This is a genomic window from Cupriavidus sp. 207A1 (assembly GCF_057798955.1).
In genome coordinates, this window is record NZ_JBYOJO010000002.1 from 1 (window position 1) to 13,599 (window position 13,599).

Below are 13,599 nucleotides of genomic sequence, written 5' to 3' on the forward strand. Positions count from 1 at the left end.
AACTGCGTGCTGCACGGCGACGCCGCTTCCGAGCAGTTCCTCTCCGAGATCGTCGGCGCCGCGGCCTACCCGGACCGCCACATGAGCATGGAGGGCATCTACGAATACGGCTCGCGCGCCGGCGTCTGGCGCATCCTGCGCGAGTTCGAAAAGCGCGGCCTGCCGCTGACCATCTTCGGCGTGTCGATGGCGCTGCAGCGCCATCCCGAACTGACCCGCGCCTTCGTCGAGCTGGGCCACGAGATCGCCTGCCACGGCTGGCGCTGGATCCACTACCAGAACATCGACGAAGCCACCGAGCGCGAGCACATGCGCATCGGCATGCAGATCATCAAGGACCTGACCGGCGCGCTGCCGCTGGGCTGGTACACCGGCCGCGACAGCCCCAACACGCGCCGCCTCGTCGTTGAGCACGGCGGTTTCCTGTACGACTCGGATTACTACGGCGACGACCTGCCGTTCTGGACCGAGGTCGAAGTCAGCGGCGGCGAGAAGAAGCCGCACCTGGTGGTGCCGTACACGCTGGATTCGAACGACATGCGCTTCGCCACGCCGCAGGGCTTCAATACCGGCGAGCAGTTCTTCCAGTACCTCAAGGATGCGTTCGACGTGCTGTATGAAGAAGGCGATCCCGCGGGACAGGACAGCCCCAAGATGCTGTCGGTCGGCATGCACTGCCGCCTGCTCGGCCGCCCGGGCCGCTTCCGCGCGCTGCAGCGCTTCCTCGATTACGTGCAGGGACACGACAAGGTGTGGATCTGCCGCCGTGTCGATATCGCCCGGCACTGGGCCGCCACCCACCCCTACACTCCCCGGAATCAAGCATGAGCCAGACCTACACCATCGCCCAACTCAACACCATGCCGGTCGCCGAATTCGTGCAGGTGCTGGGCGGCATCTACGAACATTCGCCGTGGTTTGCCGAGACCGCCGCCGCGCAACGGCCCTTTGCCGATGGCGCCGCGCTGGCGCAGGCGCTGCGCCAGGCCGTCGATGAAGCCGGCGAAGCGGCGCAGCTGAAGCTGGTGCGCGCCCACCCGGAACTGGCCGGCAAGGCCGCCGTGCGCGGCGAGCTGACCGCCGAGTCGACGCGCGAGCAGAGCGGCGCCGGCCTGAACCAGTGCACGCCCGAGGAGTTCGACCGCCTGCAGTCGCTCAACGCGGCGTACAACCAGAAATTCGGCTTCCCGTTCATCCTGGCGGTGCGCGGCTACGACCGCCACGGCATCATCGCGGAGTTCGCGCGCCGCATTGAAAACACGCCGCAGCAAGAGTTGCAAACTTGCATCAACCAGATCCATCGCATTGCACAGTTCCGCCTCGACGACTTAGTATCCGCCTGAGAAAAAAAGCGTCACCTGTATAACAAAAACGCTGTACCCCGATGCCGCCGGCACCCAATGCAACACCACACCGAGCCCACGCCAGGCGGCACGAATAAAAGCACAAAGACATTACAAGAACCCGTCAGGGACCCAGTACACAACGTTCCAAGCAGGATCAAAACCACGGAGGTCTAACAATGCAGAAGCAGTACAAGCCGGCGCTCAAGCTGGCGGCGGTAGCGGCTACCCTTTTTTCCGGCGCGGCCATGGCCCAGTCCAGCGTCACGCTGTACGGCCAGGCTGACATGTTCGTCGGCGCCGTGAAGAGCCCGGGCTCGGGCGAACGCGCATGGGTGGCCAATTCGGGCGGGATGCAGACGTCTTACTGGGGCATCAAGGGCACCGAAGACCTGGGCGGCGGCACCAAGGCCATCTTCGACCTGAACGGCTTCTTCCGTACCGACAGCGGCAACAGCGGCCGCTTCAACGGCGACTCGATGTTCAGCCGCAATGCCTATGTCGGCCTGCAGAACGACAAGGCCGGCACCATCAAGCTGGGCCGCAACACCACGCCGTACTTCATTTCGACCATCCTGTTCAACCCGCTGGTCGACTCGTACGTGTTCTCGCCGACGATCTTCCACACCTACTTCGGCGCGGTCAGCGGCGCCGTCGCCGATCCCGGCATCATCGGCGACTCGGGCTGGAACAACTCCGTGGTGTACAGCACGCCAAACTTTGGCGGCCTGAGCGCCAACTTCATCTACGGCTTCGGCGAGCAGCCGGGCGCCGCGGGCAAGCAGAAGTTCGGCGGCAACGTCCTGTACTTCAACGGCCCGTTCGCCGCGACCGTGGCCTACCAGCAGGTGCGCTTCAACAACGTGCCGACCGACATGTCCGACCTCGGCCTGTCGCGCCAGGACGCCGCACAGATCGGCCTGTCCTATGACTTCAAGGTGGTCAAGCTGTTCGCGCAGGGCCAGTACATCAAGACCCGCGCCACCACCGCGCCGTCCGGCGACATCAAGCACATCGACGGCCAGTTCGGCGCATCGGTGCCCATCGGCGCCGGCAACCTGCTGGCTTCGTATGCCTATGGCAAGGTCGACAACTCGCTGGGCGACTTCAAGCGCAATACCTTTGCCGTCGCCTACGACTACAACCTGTCCAAGCGCACCGACGTGTACGCCGCCTACTACTACGACAAGATCACCGGCATCGAGCACGGCGACACCTTCGGCGTGGGCGTGCGCCACAAGTTCTGATGCGCTGAGCGCGTCACCGGCAGCACTGGAGCCCGCCTTTCGGCGGGCTTTTTTTATCGTGCGCGGGCGGCGCGCGCGGCACCCACCGTTGCCGCGCAATGCTGCACTGCGCCACGCAGTGCCACATGAGAAACTGCCGCTCCATAGGCGGATTCAATTGGATTGGCCCCGGCGCGCTTCCTAGATTGGTGTTCCAGGCCTCAAAAACCATGACAGCGAGGTGACACATGCGGCGATACGCGAAGACCCGTTCGGAACTGATGGCCATCCTGAACCAGTGCCTCGACAACAACCCCGAGTGCGGCGAATGCGAGCTGCACGCGGTGCGAATGCACCAGCCTGACCATACCGGTTGCAACTGGAGCGCGGAAGTCGATTTCCCGCAGGAGTCCGTCGACAACCTGGGCCACCAGCTCGCGGCGGCAAAATCGATCATCGTGGTCATGCGCGAGCAGTACAACGTGCTGCAATAGCCATCACCCCAAACCGTCCCTGGCCGCACGGATGCGGCGGGGCAACAAACAAAAAGGCCGGGTCATGGACCCGGCCTTTTGCATGGCGAAGGCTTCGCGTCGGATCAGCGCACCGCGTTGCACTCGGCCACGGCGACGGCCGTCATATTGACGATCCGGCGCGTGGTGGCCTGCGGGTTGAGGATGTGCACCGGCTTGGCCGCGCCCAGCAGGATCGGGCCCACCGTCACGCCCTGCCCGCCCGTGATCTTGAGCAGGTTGAAGGCAATGTTGGCGGCGTCCAGCGTCGGCATCACCAGCAGGTTGGCGCTGCCGGCCAGCTTGGTCGACGGCAGGAAGTGGCGGCGCACGTCCTCGACCAGCGCGGCATCGCCCTGCATCTCGCCTTCCACCTCCAGGTGCGGCGCCTCGCGCGCGAGGATCTGCGCGGCCTCGCGCATCTTGCGCGCCGACGGGCGCGTCGACGAGCCGAACATCGAGTGCGACATCAGCGCCACCTTGGGCTGCAGGCCGAAGCGCGCGATTTCTTCCGCAGCCAGCTGGGTGATGGCCGCCAGCTGTTCCGCGCTGGGGTCGTCGTTGACGAAGGTGTCGGTGATGAACAGCGTGTACTTCTCCAGCATCAGCGCGTTCATCGCCGCGAACACATGCGCGCCCGGCGCCAGGCCAATCACGTCGCGCACGTGCTCGAGGTGCGCCTCGAAGCGGCCGACCGTACCGCACAGCAGCGCGTCGGCGTCGCCCATGTGCATCAGCATGGTGCCGATCAGCGTGTTGGAGCGGCGCAGCGCCACCTTGGCCATGTCCGGGGTCACGCCGTCGCGGCCGCGCAGCGCGTGGTAGGCCTCGTGGTAGGCGCGGTAGCGCGGGTCGTCCTCGGGGTTGATCAGCTCGAAGTCCACGCCCGGCTTCAGGCGCAGGCCGGCCTTGTCGATGCGCATCTGGATCACGTGGGGGCGGCCGATCAGGATCGGGCGTGCCAGGCCTTCGTCGACCACCGACTGCACCGCGCGCAGCACGCGCTCTTCCTCGCCCTCGGCATAGGCCACGCGCTTGGGCGCGGCCTTGGCGGCCGAGAACACCGGCTTCATGATCAGGCCGGTGTGGTAGACGTAGGTCGACAGCTGCTGGCGATAGGCTTCCAGGTCCTTGATCGGGCGCGTGGCCACGCCCGACTCTTCGGCCGCCTTGGCCACCGCCGGCGCGATCTTCTCGATCAGGCGCTGGTCGAACGGCGTCGGGATGATGTAGTCGGGGCCGAACTTCAGCTCGCGGCCGCCGTAGGCCGCGGCCACGGCGTCGTTGAGCTCGGCCTCGGCCAGCTCGGCGATAGCCTTGACGCAGGCCAGCTTCATCGCTTCCGTGATCTTGGTGGCGCCGCAATCGAGCGCGCCGCGGAAGATGTACGGGAAGCACAGCACGTTGTTGACCTGGTTCGGGTAGTCCGAACGGCCGGTGGCGATGATGCAGTCCGGGCGCGCGGCCTTGGCCACTTCCGGGCGGATCTCGGGCTCGGGGTTGGCCAGCGCCAGGATGATGGGCCGCTCGGCCATGGTCTTGACCATCTCGGCGGTCAGCACGCCGGCGGTCGAGCAGCCCAGGAAGACGTCGGCGCCGTTGACGATGTCGGCCAGCGTGCGCGCCGAGGTGTCCTGCGCGTAGCGGGCCTTGTTGGCTTCCATGTTGGCGTCGCGGCCGACATAGATCACGCCCTTGGAATCGACCACCGAGACGTTCTCGCGCTTCACGCCGAGGCTGACCATGGTGTCGAGGCAGGCGATCGCGGCCGCGCCGGCGCCCGATACCGCCATCCTGACCTTGGCGATATCCTTGCCGACCACCTTCAGGCCGTTCAGCAGCGCCGCCGCCGAGATGATCGCGGTGCCGTGCTGGTCGTCATGGAAGACGGGGATGTTCATGCGCTCGCGCAGCTTCTGCTCGATGTAGAAGCACTCGGGCGCCTTGATGTCTTCCAGGTTGACGCCGCCCAGCGTGGGCTCCAGCGCGGCGACGATCTCGACGATCTGGTCCGGGTCGCGCGCATCGAGCTCGATGTCGAATACGTCGATGCCGGCGAACTTCTTGAACAGGCAGCCCTTGCCCTCCATCACCGGCTTGCCGGCGAGCGGGCCGATGTCGCCCAGGCCCAGCACGGCGGTGCCGTTGGTGACCACGGCCACCAGGTTGGCGCGCGAGGTGTACTCGGCGGCGGTGGCGGGATCCTTGGCGATTTCCTCGCAGGCGTACGCTACGCCCGGCGAATAGGCCAGCGACAGGTCGCGCTGGTTGGACAGCGCCTTGGTCGCGGTGACCTGGATCTTGCCCTTGGTCGGGCTGCGGTGGTATTCCAGCGCGGCGAGGCGCAGCTGCGCTTCAGGACTGTTCGGGGCATGTTGCGGTGCATCACCGCCGTTCTTGCTGCTCATTGGCTCGTCCGGAAAATGGCCCGGACCGAAGCGCCCCTCTCCCGCCATGGTTCGGCCGGCTCAAGCGACAAGCCGGCAGCGAAGGACAAGCTCTGGCAGCGAAACTGACGACTCCGGCAGCCAGGCCGGAAAAATCGAGCAGCTATTCTAGCCCACGCGCCCGTGCAAAGTACCACCGCGGCACGCCCGCAGGCCGCATTTTGCGCGGATTCTGGCCGTTAAACAGCTTTTACCATTGGGTATGCAATGGCGGTGCAGAAGCATGCTCCTGCATGCATCCGCACGCATGGCGCTGCGCGGCCTGCGAGGGCGGGTGGTAACTGACGGCGGCCGCCCTAGTGGGCGTCCTTCCCCACCTCCAGCGTCACGCGACGCGGACGGCCGCTGTCGGACGGGAAGTCGGTGAAGGCACTGCGGATCAGGTAGGGCATCATCGCCGGCAGGCTACTGTTCTCGGCCTGGTTCTGCGCGGTGACCTGCCAGACCCGCTTGCCGCTGGCCGCATCCTTGAAATACACCCGCAGGCTCGAGAACGTCACCGGCACGTCGCGCACCACCGTCTGCGGCGGCCAGTAGCCCGGCCCCCACGGGCCCCATGGCCCCCAGGGACCCCATGGCCGGTAGTAGCCCGGTCCCCAGTACGGGCCCCAGTACGGGCCCCACGGGCCGTACCACGGATCCGGATAGGCCGTCTCGGCCACGCGCACCAGCCCCGGCACCGAGTCGTAATCCATGCTGACCAGGTAGCGCGCCTGCCGGGCCGGGACCTGCTCGAAGCCGACGCCCGCCAGCGCGGCCGCCAGCCACTGCTCATAGGTCTGCCGGTCGAGCTGGGCCGCCTGCTCGGCGCTATGCTCGAAACTGTAGGTGCGCGGCGCGTCGTTCTGCCAGCCGGGCTGGCGGAACGACGTGACATCGGTGGTCACGGTGCTGGCGCACCCCGTCAGCAGCAGCGCCGTCAGCAGCGCCAGCGCGCCCCGCATCCTGCGCAGCCCGGGCCACCGGCCCGCTGCCCCTTGATTGCCGACACCGCCTGCGCGCTGCCACATAGTGCTACCTCGCTCTTCTGTCTACTGAAACCCTGCGTGTCTCTGAGACCACGCCGGCGCCGGGGAATTCCCGGCACCGCTTGGTGCGGCGCCCGCCAGACCGCGCCCCGACCCCTTGGCTACAATGAGGACTTCAGCGCCATGCTTTGCTTGCACGCGCGTGGCCGCCCCCCTTTTCCTAACGGTCTTCCGAAGACAGGATCCTTCCATGCTGCGCACCGACACGCCCGTTACCGTCTATCGCAAGGACTATACCCCGCCACCGTTCGCCATCGACCACGCTGCACTGGTGCTGGAACTCGATCCCCAGCGCACCGTGGTCACCAGCACGCTGCGCTTCGCGCGCACGGCGGGCGCGCCGGACGCGCCGCTGGTGCTGGCCGGCGAAGAACTCGAACTGATCGGCGTCAGCCTGGACGGCAAACCGGTGGCCAACGCCACCCAGGACGGCGGCACGCTGACGCTGCCCGGCCTGCCGGCGCAGGGCACGCTGGAAATCACCACCGCCTGCCAGCCCGCGGCCAACACCACGCTGTCGGGGCTCTATGTGTCCAACGGCAACTTCTTCACCCAGTGCGAGGCCGAGGGCTTCCGCCGCATCACCTATTTCCTCGACCGCCCCGACGTGATGGCGACCTACCGCGTCACGCTGCGCGCCGACCGCGCCGCCTATCCGGTGCTGCTGTCCAACGGCAACCTGGTGAGCCAGCGCGAACTGCCCGATGGCCGCCACGAAGCCGTGTGGGAAGACCCGTTCCCCAAGCCGTCGTACCTGTTCGCGCTGGTCGCGGGCAAGCTCGAATGCATCGAGCAACGGATCCGGTCCGCCTCCGGCAAGGACAAGCTGCTGCAGGTGTGGGTCGAGCCGCGCGACCTCGACAAGACCCGCCATGCGATGGATTCGCTGGTCCATTCGATCCGCTGGGACGAGCAGCGCTTCGGGCTGGAACTGGACCTGGAGCGCTTCATGATCGTCGCCGTGGGCGACTTCAACATGGGCGCGATGGAAAACAAGGGCCTGAACATCTTCAACACCAAGTATGTGCTGGCCAACGCGCAGACCGCCACCGATACCGACTTCGCCAATATCGAGGCGGTGGTCGGCCACGAGTACTTCCACAACTGGACCGGCAACCGCGTGACCTGCCGCGACTGGTTCCAGCTGTCGCTGAAGGAAGGCCTGACGGTGTTCCGCGACCAGGAGTTCTCGGCCGACATGATGGGTTCGGAATCGGGCCGCGCGGTCAAGCGCATCGAGGACGTGCGCGTGCTGCGCCAGGTGCAGTTCCCCGAGGACGCCGGCCCGATGGCGCATCCGGTGCGCCCCGACAGCTACGAAGAGATCAACAACTTCTACACGGTCACGGTGTACGAGAAAGGCGCCGAGGTCGTGCGCATGTACCAGACCCTGCTCGGCCGCGAAGGCTTCCGCAAGGGCATGGACCTGTACTTCCAGCGCCACGACGGCCAGGCCGTGACCTGCGACGACTTCCGCGCCGCCATGGCCGATGCCAACGGCCGCGACCTGACCCAGTTCGGGCTGTGGTACAGCCAGGCCGGCACGCCGGTGGTGACCGCACGCACCGCGTGGAACGGCGACGATGGCATCCTGACGCTGACGCTGACGCAACGCTGCCCCAAGGTCGGCATCGAGACCCGCGCCGGCACGCCCGACAAGCAGCCGTTCCATATCCCGTTCGCGCTCGGCCTGCTGGGCGCGGACGGCAACGACCTGCCGCTGCAGCTCGAGGGCGAGAGCGCGCCCGCCGGCACCACGCGCGTGCTCGACTTCACGCAGGCCGAGCAGAGCTTCCGCTTCATCAACCTGCCGCGCGGCGCGCAGGCCCCGCTGCCGTCGCTGCTGCGCAATTTTTCCGCGCCGGTGATCGTCGATGCCGAGTACACCGACGCGCAGCTGACCTTCCAGCTGTCGCACGACAGCGACGCCTTCAACCGCTGGGAAGCCGGCCAGCGCCTGGCCACGCGCGCGCTGCTGCAGCTGGTGGCCGACGTGCAGGCCGGGCGCGAGCTCACGCTCGATCCCGCGCTGGTGCGCGCCATGCGCGCGGTGCTGACCGACGACACGCTCAACCCCGCCTTCCGCGAGCAGGCCCTGGTGCTGCCGGCAGAGGCCTACCTGGCCGAGCGCATGGGCGTGGCCGATCCCGCCGCCATCCACCGCGCGCGCCAGTTCATGCGCGAAGGCCTGGCGCGCGCGCTGCAGGCCGACTGGCTGGCCGCCTATGAAGCCAATGCCACGCCGGGCCCGTATTCGCCCGATGCCGCCTCGGCGGCGAAGCGCGCGCTGCGCAACCTCGCGCTCGGCTACCTGGCCGACAGCGGCGACGCCGCGATGCAGGCGCTGGCCGACCAGCAGTACCAGCACGCCGACAACATGACCGACCGCTTCGCCGCGCTGTCGGCGCTGGTCAACAGCTTCGCCCCCGGCCGCGAGCACGCGCTGGCGGACTTCTACCAGCGCTTCGAAGACGACCCGCTGGTGATCGACAAGTGGTTCTCGCTGCAGGGCATGCAGCGCGGCAGCGTCGGCCCGCAGGCCGGTGGCCCGCACGCCGGCAAGCGCACCATCGACACCGTGCGCGCGCTGATGGAGCATCCCGCCTTCAACCTGCGCAACCCCAACCGCGCGCGCTCGCTGATCTTCAGCTTCTGCTCCGGCAACCCCGCGCAGTTCCACGCCGAGGATGGCTCGGGCTACCGCTTCTGGGCCGACCAGGTGCTGGCGCTGGACGCCATCAACCCGCAGGTGGCGGCGCGCCTGGCGCGGGTGATGGACCGCTGGCAGAAATACGAACTGGCGTTGCGCGACCGCATGCGCGCCGAGCTGGAACGCGTCGCCGCCTGCAGCACGCTGTCGCGCGACGTGCGCGAGATCGTTGGCAAGGCGCTGGCCGGCTGAGCGCGCCGGAGACGGGACAGGCAGCCCGGCCCACGCCCCCGATGCCCGGCCCCGCGCGGCCGGGCATGTAGAATTGCGGCCATCCAAGGAGAACCAACCATGACTCGCATCAGCCTGACCCGCTACCTGGTCGAGGAACAGCGCAAGCACAACACGATCCAGCCCGAACTGCGGCTGCTGATCGAAGTGGTCGCGCGAGCCTGCAAGGCCATTTCCAACGCCGTCAGCAAGGGCGCCCTCGCCGGCGTGCTGGGCTCGGCCGGCACCGGCAACGTCCAGGGCGAAACCCAGCAGAAGCTGGACGTGATCGCCAATGAAGTGCTGCTCGACGCCAACGAATGGGGCGGCCACCTGGCCGCGATGGCGTCGGAAGAAATGGAATCGTTCTACGAGATTCCCAACCGCTACCCGAAGGGCGAATACCTGCTGATGTTCGACCCGCTCGACGGCTCGTCGAACATCGACGTCAACGTCTCCATCGGCACCATCTTCTCGGTGCTGCACATGCCCAAGCCCGGCCAGACCGTGACCGAAGCCGACTTCCTGCAGCCCGGCACGCACCAGGTCGCGGCCGGCTACGCCGTGTACGGCCCGCAGACCACGCTGGTGCTGACGGTCGGCAACGGCGTGCACATGTTCACGCTGGACCGCGAGGCCGGCAGCTTCGTGCTGACCCAGTCCAACGTCACGATCCCGGAAGATACCAAGGAATTCGCCATCAACATGTCGAACATGCGCCACTGGGCCCCGCCGGTGCGCAAGTACATCGACGAGTGCCTGGCTGGCGACGAAGGCCCGCGCGGCAAGAACTTCAACATGCGCTGGGTGGCCTCGATGGTCGCCGACGTGCACCGCATCCTGACCCGCGGCGGCATCTTCATGTACCCGTGGGACAAGCGCGAGCCGGAAAAGCCCGGCAAGCTGCGGCTGATGTACGAAGCCAACCCGATGGCGATGCTGGTCGAGCAGGCCGGCGGCGCCGCCACCAACGGCGAGCAGCGCATCCTCGACGTGCAGCCGACCAAACTGCACCAGCGCGTCTCGGTGATCCTGGGCTCGAAGAACGAGGTGGAGCGCGTCACGCGCTACCACCAGGAAGCGCAAGCCAAGGCCTGATTCCGGCCACGGCCAGCCTGAAACGGGGCGCGCCGCGCCCCGTTTTTCGTGCCGGCGCCGGATGGCACCGGCGACACAAAAGGGCTTCACAAGGCCGGAAAACGCTGCTACTATTGCGGGCTGTTCCAGATCGCCGGAACATGTTGCCGAAGTAGCTCAGTCGGTAGAGCAGCTCATTCGTAATGAGAAGGTCGGGGGTTCGATTCCTCTCTTCGGCACCACCAGAATTCCAGGGCCCAGCCCGCGCAAACCCGGACAGCGTCACGCTCTCCGGGTTTTTTGTTGCGCGCGTTCCGGCGATGATGGGGGCGGATCAGGTGGCGGCAATGGCGCCGGCTGGCGCCCCAGCCGTTGCGCCCACCAGTAGCGCAAGGGGTGTTCCAGATCGGGATAGAGCACCGGCTGGCTGAAGCAGCCGGCACGCTTCATCAGGAGATAGGCGGCAAGCATGGCCGCCCAGAAAGCTAGCAGTTCCACGATCACGGCCGCCGCGGATGTCGGGGTGGCCGCTTTCATTATAGGTAGCCGCCTCCGGCATGGGGCCGATGGCGCACCCCGTGGATACCCTAGGCGCGCTGCGCCGCTCAGTACACCTCCGGCACGATCATCTCCTTCGGCACCGGCTGGCGCACGTAATCCTCGTGGCGTTCACGGCCGGGCAGCACCACCGTGGGAGACTCGACTTCGGCATACGGCACCAGGCTCAGCAGGTGATGGATGCAGTTCAGCCGCGCGCGCTTCTTGTAGTCGGCCTGCACCACCCACCACGGCGCCTCGGCGATGTGGGTGCGCTCGAGCATGATCTCCTTGGCCCGCGTGTAGTCTTCCCAGCGACGCTGCGATTCCAGGTCCATCGGGCTGAGCTTCCACTGCTTGAGCGGATCATGGATGCGGCTGAGAAAGCGCAGGCGCTGCTCGTCATGCGTGATCGAGAACCAGTACTTGATTACCTGGATGCCGGAACGCACCAGCATCTTTTCGAATTCGGGCACGGAGCGGAAGAACTCTTCGTACTGGTCGTCGGTACAGAAGCCCATCACGCGCTCGACGCCGGCGCGGTTATACCAGCTGCGGTCGAACAGCACGATCTCGCCGGCGGCGGGCAGGTGCGCGACGTAGCGCTGGAAATACCACTGGGTGCGTTCGCGGTCGTTGGGCGCGGGCAGCGCGGCCACGCGGCAGACCCGCGGGTTCAGCCGCTGGGTGATGCGCTTGATCACGCCGCCCTTGCCGGCGGCGTCGCGCCCCTCGAACAGGATCACGACCTTGTGCCCGGTGGCGGCCACCCAGCTCTGCAGCCGCACCAGTTCGCCCTGCAGCCGGAACAGCTCGCGGAAATAGCGCCGGCGGCTGTCCTGCTCGGCCTGATCGTCCAGGTGCACGGGATCGCCAAAGGCCTCGCTGGCCTCGCGATCGTCCAGTTCCAGTTCGATCTCTTCGTCGTAGTAGTCGGCCACCTCGTTGTGGATGCGCCGCACCAGCTCTGCTTCACCCGGTCTCATCTGCTTGCTCTCCCTGTGGATACAACGCGGTCGCGGCGATGCTGGCATGGCCGTATTGCAGCCGCGTGAAGGCGGAGCAGGCGGCCCTGCCCCCTGCCCCATGCGGCCCGCCACGCGATACGCCGCCTTTCAGCCCGCGGGATTGATGTTGTGGTTATGGCGGAACAGGTTGTCGGGATCGTAGCGCCGCTTCACTGCCACCAGCCGCTCGTAGTTCGGCCCATAGGCAGCGCCGACGCGGTCCACCTCCTCCTGCGTGAGGAAGTTGACATAGACGCTGCCGAGCGCGAACGGCGCGGCCGCGCGGAACACCTCGCGCGCCCAGCCGATGCAGCGGTCGTCGTCCGCGGGACTGTCCCAGCGCCCGTGCAGGTTCATGATGAATTTGGCATCGCGGTTGGCGTAGGCGGTGGCGTCGGGCGCGACGCGGTTGGTCTGCCCGCCCATGGCGCCGATAAAGACCTCGCATTGCGGCGACGGCAGCTTGCCGATCTGCTCGATCAGCATCGCGATCAGCCCGTCGTCCAGCCCGGCGAAGTTATGCGACTTCCAGTAGTTGCGCGCACCCGGCGTCAGCAGCGGATCGAAAGCCTGCTGCCACGCGGTGAGCGGCATCGGCCCCAGGTGCTCGCCATACGGGGTGCCAAGTTGGCGCAGCGGCTCCACCAGTTGCGGCCCCTGGTCCGGGGGACCGATATAGCAGATCGCCAGCGCCGCGACCGGCTTGCCGTGCGCCTCGGGCGGCAGGAACGGCAGCGGCGGCGCCTGGCGCAGCACCACCCACACGGTCAGCTCGTCGGGCATCGATTCATACAGCTCGCGATAGGCCGGCAGCACGCTGGCGGCCTGCTCCAGCGGATAGACGATCAGTCCGCCATAGACCTGCGGCCCGACCGGATGCAGGCGGAACTCGAACATCGTCACCACGCCGAAGTTGCCGCCACCGCCGCGCAGCGCCCAGAACAGATCGGCGTTCTCGTCGCTGCTGGCGCGCACCAGCTTGCCGTCGGCGGTAACGACCTGCGCCGACACCAGGTTGTCGACCGTGGTGCCGAACTTGCGGCTGAGCCAGCCGAAGCCGCCGCCCAGCGTCAGCCCGGCCACGCCGGTGGTGGAATTGATGCCGAGCGGCGTGGCCAGGCCCTGCGCCTGCGCTTCATGGTCGAAGTCGCGCAGCGTGGCGCCCGGCTCCACCCACGCGCGTTGCGCGGGGGGATCGACGCGCACCGAGCGCATCGTCGACAGGTCCAGCACCATGCCGCCCTCGCAGATCGCCAGCCCGCCGATGTTGTGGCCGCCGCCGCGTACCGACAGCAGCACCCCATGCTCGCGCGCGAAGTTCACCGCCGCTGCAACGTCGGCGGCGCCTGCGGCCTGCACGATCCACTGCGGATGGCGGTCGATCATCGCGTTCCAGATCCGGCGCGCGTCGTCATAGCCGCCGTCGCCCGGCTGCAGCAAGCGTCCGCGCAACTGCGCCTTAAGTGCTTCAATATGTTCCTGCGATGGCTGGGCCATGATCT

Annotated in this window: 11 protein-coding genes and 1 tRNA gene; 7 read left to right on the top strand and 5 right to left on the bottom strand. The window is 67.2% G+C overall.

What is annotated here, in order from left to right; translation table 11 throughout:
- From puuE to AC3FMM_RS02690, 4 genes are all read left to right on the top strand, one after another.
- Positions 1 to 828, top strand: an 828-nt coding sequence (gene puuE / locus AC3FMM_RS02675; protein WP_488686093.1) for an allantoinase PuuE, incomplete at its 5' end; no start/stop codon positions are given.
- The gene (gene uraD, locus AC3FMM_RS02680; protein WP_092308361.1) at positions 825 to 1,343 is read left to right on the top strand and encodes a 2-oxo-4-hydroxy-4-carboxy-5-ureidoimidazoline decarboxylase; all 519 of its coding nucleotides are present in this window, start codon (positions 825 to 827) and stop codon (positions 1,341 to 1,343) included. The genes puuE and uraD, both read left to right, overlap by 4 nt.
- A gap of 179 nt (positions 1,344 to 1,522) precedes the next feature.
- Entirely contained in the window at positions 1,523 to 2,590 is a 1,068-nt protein-coding gene (locus tag AC3FMM_RS02685) for a porin (RefSeq protein ID WP_115708717.1), read from the top strand.
- A gap of 227 nt (positions 2,591 to 2,817) precedes the next feature.
- Positions 2,818 to 3,063: a hypothetical protein gene (locus AC3FMM_RS02690; protein ID WP_012352285.1), complete on the top strand. Its 246-nt coding sequence runs from the start codon at positions 2,818 to 2,820 to the stop codon at positions 3,061 to 3,063.
- A gap of 104 nt (positions 3,064 to 3,167) precedes the next feature.
- Here the strand turns inward: AC3FMM_RS02690 and AC3FMM_RS02695 are convergent, their stop codons facing one another.
- Both AC3FMM_RS02695 and AC3FMM_RS02700 read right to left on the bottom strand, forming a co-directional pair.
- Positions 3,168 to 5,489 (bottom strand): NADP-dependent malic enzyme, encoded by a 2,322-nt coding sequence (locus tag AC3FMM_RS02695; RefSeq protein WP_115708715.1) that lies wholly within the window; start codon positions 5,487 to 5,489, stop codon positions 3,168 to 3,170.
- Between the two features lie 335 nt (positions 5,490 to 5,824).
- Entirely contained in the window at positions 5,825 to 6,472 is a 648-nt protein-coding gene (locus tag AC3FMM_RS02700) for a DUF4136 domain-containing protein (protein ID WP_488686094.1), read from the bottom strand.
- A gap of 274 nt (positions 6,473 to 6,746) precedes the next feature.
- Between AC3FMM_RS02700 and pepN the strand changes: the two genes are divergently transcribed.
- From pepN to AC3FMM_RS02715, 3 genes are all read left to right on the top strand, one after another.
- Positions 6,747 to 9,458: an aminopeptidase N gene (pepN, locus tag AC3FMM_RS02705; protein ID WP_488686095.1), complete on the top strand. Its 2,712-nt coding sequence runs from the start codon at positions 6,747 to 6,749 to the stop codon at positions 9,456 to 9,458.
- A gap of 99 nt (positions 9,459 to 9,557) precedes the next feature.
- Positions 9,558 to 10,574, top strand: a complete 1,017-nt coding sequence (locus tag AC3FMM_RS02710) for a class 1 fructose-bisphosphatase (RefSeq protein WP_018006958.1) — start codon at positions 9,558 to 9,560, stop codon at positions 10,572 to 10,574.
- A gap of 145 nt (positions 10,575 to 10,719) precedes the next feature.
- Positions 10,720 to 10,795: transfer RNA gene (locus tag AC3FMM_RS02715), tRNA-Thr, on the top strand.
- 40 nt (positions 10,796 to 10,835) lie between these two features.
- On the opposite strand, the gene AC3FMM_RS02720 is transcribed toward AC3FMM_RS02715, so the two are convergent.
- From AC3FMM_RS02720 to AC3FMM_RS02730, 3 genes are all read right to left on the bottom strand, one after another.
- Complete coding sequence (locus AC3FMM_RS02720) at positions 10,836 to 11,090, bottom strand: hypothetical protein (protein WP_115708709.1); 255 nt, start codon at positions 11,088 to 11,090, stop codon at positions 10,836 to 10,838.
- Positions 11,091 to 11,158: 68 nt separating this feature from the next.
- Positions 11,159 to 12,076, bottom strand: a complete 918-nt coding sequence (ppk2, locus tag AC3FMM_RS02725) for a polyphosphate kinase 2 (protein WP_473703795.1) — start codon at positions 12,074 to 12,076, stop codon at positions 11,159 to 11,161.
- Positions 12,077 to 12,205: 129 nt separating this feature from the next.
- Entirely contained in the window at positions 12,206 to 13,594 is a 1,389-nt protein-coding gene (locus AC3FMM_RS02730; protein ID WP_488686096.1) for an FAD-binding oxidoreductase, read from the bottom strand.
- Positions 13,595 to 13,599 lie beyond the last annotated feature (5 nt).